The following is a 5,442-nucleotide window of genomic DNA, read 5'->3' as shown; positions in this document are numbered from 1 at the left end:
CCCGTCTGGGCGAGGCCGAGGCATCCTGAGCAGTCCCGCGCTGGTTGTCCGCACTTCTCGCACCCCTCGCACCCGTGCGAGAGCGCGAGATCCACTCTCGACGGTGTACGGGTACGTCCGCGTACCCGTACCCGTACCCTGGGGGAAATCGTGAACGTGAAGGAGGACTCCGGTGGCCGATGCCAACGTGCGGATTCCCGTGGAGGCCCGAGACCGGCTGGCCGCGGTGGCGGCGGCCGAGGGGCTGTCCCTGCGCGCCTACCTGGCCCGGCTGGCCGCCACGTTGCTGACCCCGGCCGAGCGGGCCGCCCGCGCCGAGCAGGCCCAGGCCGCGCTGCGGGCGTGGAACGGCTACGACCCGACCGAGGACGAGACCACGCGGCTGGACGCGGAACTGGACCGGCGCCTGGGCCGGACGACGGAACGGTGACGGATCAGTGACAGCACGGTGACGGACGTTCTGCACGTCGTCCTCGACGACGCGGCGATGGTCGCTGCCGGCTACGGCAACCTGCTGGCCTCCCGGCTGATCCACCGGGCGCACACCGAACCGGACTGGTTCCTCTACGCGCCGACGTGCGCCCTGGTGGAGGCGGACCGGACCCGGCCCGGGACCGCCGGGCACATCGCCGCCCTGCCCGCGGTCACCGTGCTCGAGCTGGACCTGGCGGCCGCGCTCGCCGTCGCCCGCGGCACCGGCTGGGCGACGGCGCACACCCGCCACGCCGCCGCCCCCACCCCGGACCGCCCCGACGGCGCGCTCGTCGCGACCACAACCCCGGACCGATGGGCCGGCCACCCGGTACGCATCCTCGACCTCAGCCAGTGACCGGCCGCCTGCCCCTGCCCCGGCCAGGGGCAGGGCACCGGCAGCTCATCGCTGAGGCTGATGTTTTCCCTCGACGGAGACGATCAGGGCGTCGGTGCGTGCCCACACCTCACCCTGCCGTACGCCGCAGCTCCTCCAGCCGGGCGTACTCGGCCGCCAGGTGGTCCGAGGTGACCCCCAGGGCGGCGTTGCGCTGCTGCTGGCGGGCGAACCGGGCGGTCCAGATCGACTCGGCCAGCGTCTTGTCCACCCACGCCGACAGCGTCATCCCGGCGGCGGCCGCGGCGGCGCGGGCCTGCTCAAGAGTCGCGGCCCGCACGGACACGTTCAGGTCCGGCACGCCAGAAACCATACGGCGGACCATCACACGGTTGATGCGGTACCGACTGGATGGTGAGACGCGCCGCCCTGTGCCCGCCTCGCGCTCTGTGTCCGCCGGTGGCGGGGCTTCTTGTCCGTTGGTTTCTGTGGGTTGTGGGAGGCTGCTGGGATGGACCTCGGCTTCACGCCCGACGAGGAGCGCTTCCGCGCGCGGCTGCGGGCCTGGCTCGCCGACAGCGTCCCGCCGGGGTGGCGGTCGCCGTCGTTCTGGGCCGGTATTCCCGAGGCCGACGCGTTCGAGCTGCGCCGGGAGTGGGAGCGGCTGCGCCACCGCGCCGGCTTCGCCGGGATCTCCCTGCCCCGGGAGTACGGCGGCTATGGCGGGACGCCGGGCATGCAGGCGATCCACGACGAGGAGAGCGCGCGGGCCCGGGTGCCCCACTCGGTCAACCAGATCGGGCTGACCTTCCTGGTGCCCACCGTCATGGCGGTCGGGACCGACGAGCAGAAGCGGGAGATCATCCCGCCGCTGCTGCGCAACGACGTCATCTGGTGCCAGGGCTTCTCCGAACCCGGCGCCGGCTCGGACCTCGCGGCCCTGCGCACCACCGGCGTGCTCGACGGCGACGAGTTCGTCGTCACCGGCCAGAAGGTCTGGACGACCAACGCCGCGCACGGGGACAGGATCTTCACGCTGGTCCGCACCGAACCCGGATCGCAGCGGCATCACGGCCTGTCCATGCTGCTCGTCGACATGCGCCAGGACGGGGTCGAGGCCCGGCCGCTGCGTCAGATGAGCGGGGTGAGCGAGTTCGGCGAGGTCTTCTTCACCGACGCCCGGGTGAAGGTCACCGACTGTCTCGGCGGGGTCGGCAACGGCTGGGCCACGGCGATGCTGCTGCTGTCGTTCGAGCGCGGTGCCTCCGGCCTGGCCCAGTACACCGCCTTCCGCCGCCAGTTCGACGAGATCGTGGCGGCGGCCCCGCCCGGACGGCTCGACGACCCCGTCCTGCGGCAGCGGCTGGCCCAGCGGATCGTCGACCTCGAGTGCCTGCGCTACCACGCCATGCACGTGCTCACCCAGGTCGAGCAGGGGGAAGAGCTCGGCGCCGGGTCGTCGCTGACCAAGCTCCAGTGGTCGCAGACACACCAGCAGCTGTGGGAGACCTTCGACGACCTGCTCGGCCCGGAGGCCACGCTGGCCCGGCCACGGCCCGGCACGGACCTGCGCGCCATGCACCGCGAGGCGATGTGGTCGCGATCGGTCACCATCTGGGGCGGGTCGTCCCAGATACAGCGCAACATCGTCGCCGAGCGTGTCCTCGGCCTGCCCCGATAGCGTCCCGGGCATGTACTTCGCGCTGACCGAGGAGCAACGGGCGCTCGGCGACACCGTCCGTGACTATCTTGCGGACAGGTTCGACCTGACTGCCGTCCGGGCGGTCTTCGAGGACGTCGACGGTGACGGCCATCCCGCCGAGCTGTGGAAGACCGCCGGCGAGCAGGGCTGGCTGGCCGTGCTCGTCCCGCCGGAGCACGACGGCCTCGGCCTCGGCCTGGTGGACGCCCAGGTGGTCGCCCGTGCCTTCGGCGCGGGCGTCGTCCCCGGGCCGTGGCTGCCCACCGTGCTCGCCGGGGAGGCCGTCCGCCTCGCCGGGTCGGACGAGCAGCGGCGCGCCCTGCTGCCCCGGATCGCCACCGGTGACCTGGTGGCCACGGTGGCGCCGCGCGGCCCTGAGAGCCGGTACGACCCCACGGGCGTACGGGTCACCGCCGACGCGGCGGGCCGGCTCACCGGGACCGCGCTGCCCGTCGAATACGCCGGGGTCGCGCGGACCGTGGTCGTGGCCGCCACCGAGCCGGCCGGGGAGACCGGGCTGTACCTGGTGGACCCGCGTTCACCGGGCGTCACCGTCGACAGCCTGGACAGCTACGACGGCACGGTGCGCACGGCGTCGCTGACCCTCGACGCGGCGGACGCGCGGCGGCTGTCCGGGTCGTCGGCCGACGTCCTCGCCGAGCTGCTGGACCGGGCCGCCGTGCTCACCGCCGCCGACCTGGTCGGCCTCGCCCGCGAGGCGCTCGGACGCACCGTCGCCTACGACCGTGACCGGGTGCAGTTCGGCCGGCCGGTCGGTTCCTTCCAGGCGCTCAAGCACCATCTCGCCGACCTGCACCTGGCCGTGACCATGGCCGAGCATGCGGTGCTGTACGCGGCGCACGCGCTCGACGCCGGGCTCGCCGACCGCCGGCTCGCGGCCGCCGTGGCCAAGAGCAAGGCCGGTGACGCCGCCCGGGAGGTGACCGGGACGATGATCCAATACCACGGCGGGATCGGCTACACCTGGGAGCACGAGGCCCACTTCTTCTACAAGCGGGCCAGACGCGAGATCTACAGCTATGGCGACCCCGACCACCACCGCGAGCGCATCGCCGCCCTCACCCTCGGGACGCCATCCGCGCCGGCCCCACCGGCTACGGCCTAATCATCGACCACGGTGAGGGGCTGGCGGACGAGGGCCTCGGCGGTGGGGAGGGCGGCCTGGCGGTCGGCCGGGACGAGGCCGATGCGGGTGCGGCGGTCGAGCAGGTCGTCGGCGTCCAGGGCGCCCTCGTGGCGCAGGGCGAACAGCAGCTCGGCGCCGGTGACCTCGACGCCGTCACACAGCGGCGCGAGCAGCCCGGGGTCGCCGTGGGCGCCCGCGATCACCGCGGGCGCCTCGGCGCCGTAGCGGGCGACGAGTCTGGGCGGGGCGGCCACGGTGGCGAGCCGTGACCAGCTGGCCGCGCCGACCAGCGGCAGGTGCCGGGTACGGCACGGCCCGGCGTCCAGCTCGCCGGCGCGGACCAGCGTGTCCACGGCGTCGGCGGCCATCCGGCGGTAGGTGGTGAGCTTGCCCCCGACGACGGTGACCATGCCGTCGGACGAGGTGATCACCGCGTGCCGCCGGGACAGGTCCGCGGTGCGCCCGGCCGCGCCCGCCAGCAGCGGCCGCAGCCCGGCGAAGGCGCCCAGGACGTCGGCCCGGCCCACCGGCACCGCAAGCACGCTCGACAGCACGCCGAGCAGGAAGTCCACCTCGGCGGCGGTCGGCACCGGCACGTCGACGACCGTGTCGACCGGTACGTCGGTGATCCCGACGTAGACCCGGCCGCCCGGCTGGGGCAGCGCGAACACGTACCGGTTGCGCTCGCCGGGCACCGGGATGAGGATCGCCGTCCGCAGGCCGGCCAGGGCGCTGTCCGCCACCACGAGGTGGGTGCCGCGGCTGGGGCGCAGCCGCGCGTCGGCGCACAGCTCGCCCGCCCACACGCCAGTGGCGTTCACCACGCAGCGCGATTTCAGCGTCAGCAGTGAGTTGCTCAGGGTGTCGACGGCGGTGGCGCCGCTGCCGTCGGCCTCCCGCACCCGGCAGCGGGTGATGACGCGGGCGCCGTGCCGGGTCGCCGTCCGGGCGATCGCCACCACCAGCCGCGCGTCGTCGACGAGCTGGCCGTCCCAGGTCAGCAGCCCGCCGCGCAGCCCGGCGGCGCGCAGCGCCGGCACCATGTGCCGGGCCTCGACAGCGGTCAGCCGCCGCCGCCCGGGCAGCACCGTCCGTGGGGTGCCGGCGGCGCGGCGGAGAACGTCGGCGACGCGCAGACCGGCGTCGGCGGCCAGCGCGGCGGCGGTGGGGAAGCCGTCGGCCAGCGGGAGCAGCATCGGCAGCGGCCGCACCAGGTGGGGGGCGACGGTGCTGAGCAGGACGGCCCGTTCCCGGGCGCTTTCAGCGGCCAGCGCGAGATCGCCGGAGGCAAGGTAGCGCAGCCCGCCGTGGACGAGCTTGGAGCTCCACCGGCTGGTGCCGAAGGCCAGGTCGTGGGCTTCCACCAGGGCCACGGACAGCCCGCGGCTGGCCGCGTCCAGCGCCACCCCGGCGCCGGTCACCCCGCCGCCGATCACGAGCACGTCGACCACGGCGCCGTCGGCGAGTTCGGCGAGGTCCCGCTCGCGCTGCCGCCTGTTCAGCGACGCCGTCGGGGCGGTCTGGCGAGCGGCCGGCCGGCGCGACACGACGACCGGCCGCAGCGGCACCGCCTGATGGGCCGGCGTGGCCTGGTGACCGGACAGCGCCGTCTGATGGGCCGGCGCCGCTTGGTCGGCCGGCGTGGCCTGGTGGTCGGATGGTGTTGTCTGGTGGGCCGGCGCCGCTTGGTCGGCCTGCGCCGCTTGGTGGGCCGGCGCGGCCTGATGGGACGGCGCGGCCTGGCAGAGCGGTGGCGGTGCGGCGGGCTGTGGGGCGGGCCGGGAT

At 74.8% G+C, this 5,442-nt stretch carries 6 protein-coding genes; 4 read left to right on the top strand and 2 right to left on the bottom strand.

Annotated elements, in window-relative coordinates:
* The first annotated feature begins 172 nt into the window (after nt 1-172).
* Both AC5LSR_RS19245 and AC5LSR_RS19240 read left to right on the top strand, forming a co-directional pair.
* A complete protein-coding gene (locus AC5LSR_RS19245) occupies nt 173-430 on the top strand; it encodes a hypothetical protein (protein WP_250283046.1) in 258 nt (85 codons plus the stop codon).
* Between the two features lie 18 nt (nt 431-448).
* Nucleotides 449-829, top strand: coding sequence for a hypothetical protein (locus tag AC5LSR_RS19240; protein ID WP_250283044.1), 381 nt, complete (start codon nt 449-451; stop codon nt 827-829).
* A gap of 109 nt (nt 830-938) precedes the next feature.
* Here the strand turns inward: AC5LSR_RS19240 and AC5LSR_RS19235 are convergent, their stop codons facing one another.
* Nucleotides 939-1,169 (bottom strand): hypothetical protein, encoded by a 231-nt coding sequence (locus AC5LSR_RS19235; RefSeq protein WP_250283042.1) that lies wholly within the window; start codon nt 1,167-1,169, stop codon nt 939-941.
* Nucleotides 1,170-1,319: 150 nt separating this feature from the next.
* Here AC5LSR_RS19235 and AC5LSR_RS19230 point away from each other — a divergent pair, with 150 nt between their 5' ends.
* Nucleotides 1,320-2,489 carry an acyl-CoA dehydrogenase family protein gene (locus AC5LSR_RS19230; RefSeq protein ID WP_250283040.1) on the top strand — a complete coding sequence of 390 codons (1,170 nt, stop codon included), beginning with the start codon at nt 1,320-1,322 and terminating at the stop codon, nt 2,487-2,489.
* Nucleotides 2,490-2,499: 10 nt separating this feature from the next.
* Nucleotides 2,500-3,636 (top strand): acyl-CoA dehydrogenase family protein, encoded by a 1,137-nt coding sequence (locus tag AC5LSR_RS19225; RefSeq protein WP_250283038.1) that lies wholly within the window; start codon nt 2,500-2,502, stop codon nt 3,634-3,636.
* Here AC5LSR_RS19225 and AC5LSR_RS19220 read toward each other — a convergent pair.
* Nucleotides 3,633-5,204, bottom strand: a complete 1,572-nt coding sequence (locus AC5LSR_RS19220; protein WP_493468763.1) for a glycerol-3-phosphate dehydrogenase/oxidase — start codon at nt 5,202-5,204, stop codon at nt 3,633-3,635. The two genes, AC5LSR_RS19225 and AC5LSR_RS19220, sit on opposite strands and share 4 nt — an antisense overlap.
* Nucleotides 5,205-5,442: the final 238 nt, after the last annotated feature.

It is taken from the genome of Protofrankia sp. CiP1_Cm_nod4, assembly GCF_982290645.1.
The sequence above is the reverse complement of the archived record's forward strand: the minus strand, read 5'-3'. Positions and strand labels throughout refer to the sequence as shown.

Excerpts from the sequence above, each read along its gene's own strand:
- AC5LSR_RS19225 (WP_250283038.1), top strand. The coding sequence starts at position 2,500 with ATGTACTTCGCGCTGACCGAGGAGCAACGGGCGCTCGGCGACACCGTC.
- AC5LSR_RS19230 (WP_250283040.1), top strand. The coding sequence starts at position 1,320 with ATGGACCTCGGCTTCACGCCCGACGAGGAGCGCTTCCGCGCGCGGCTG.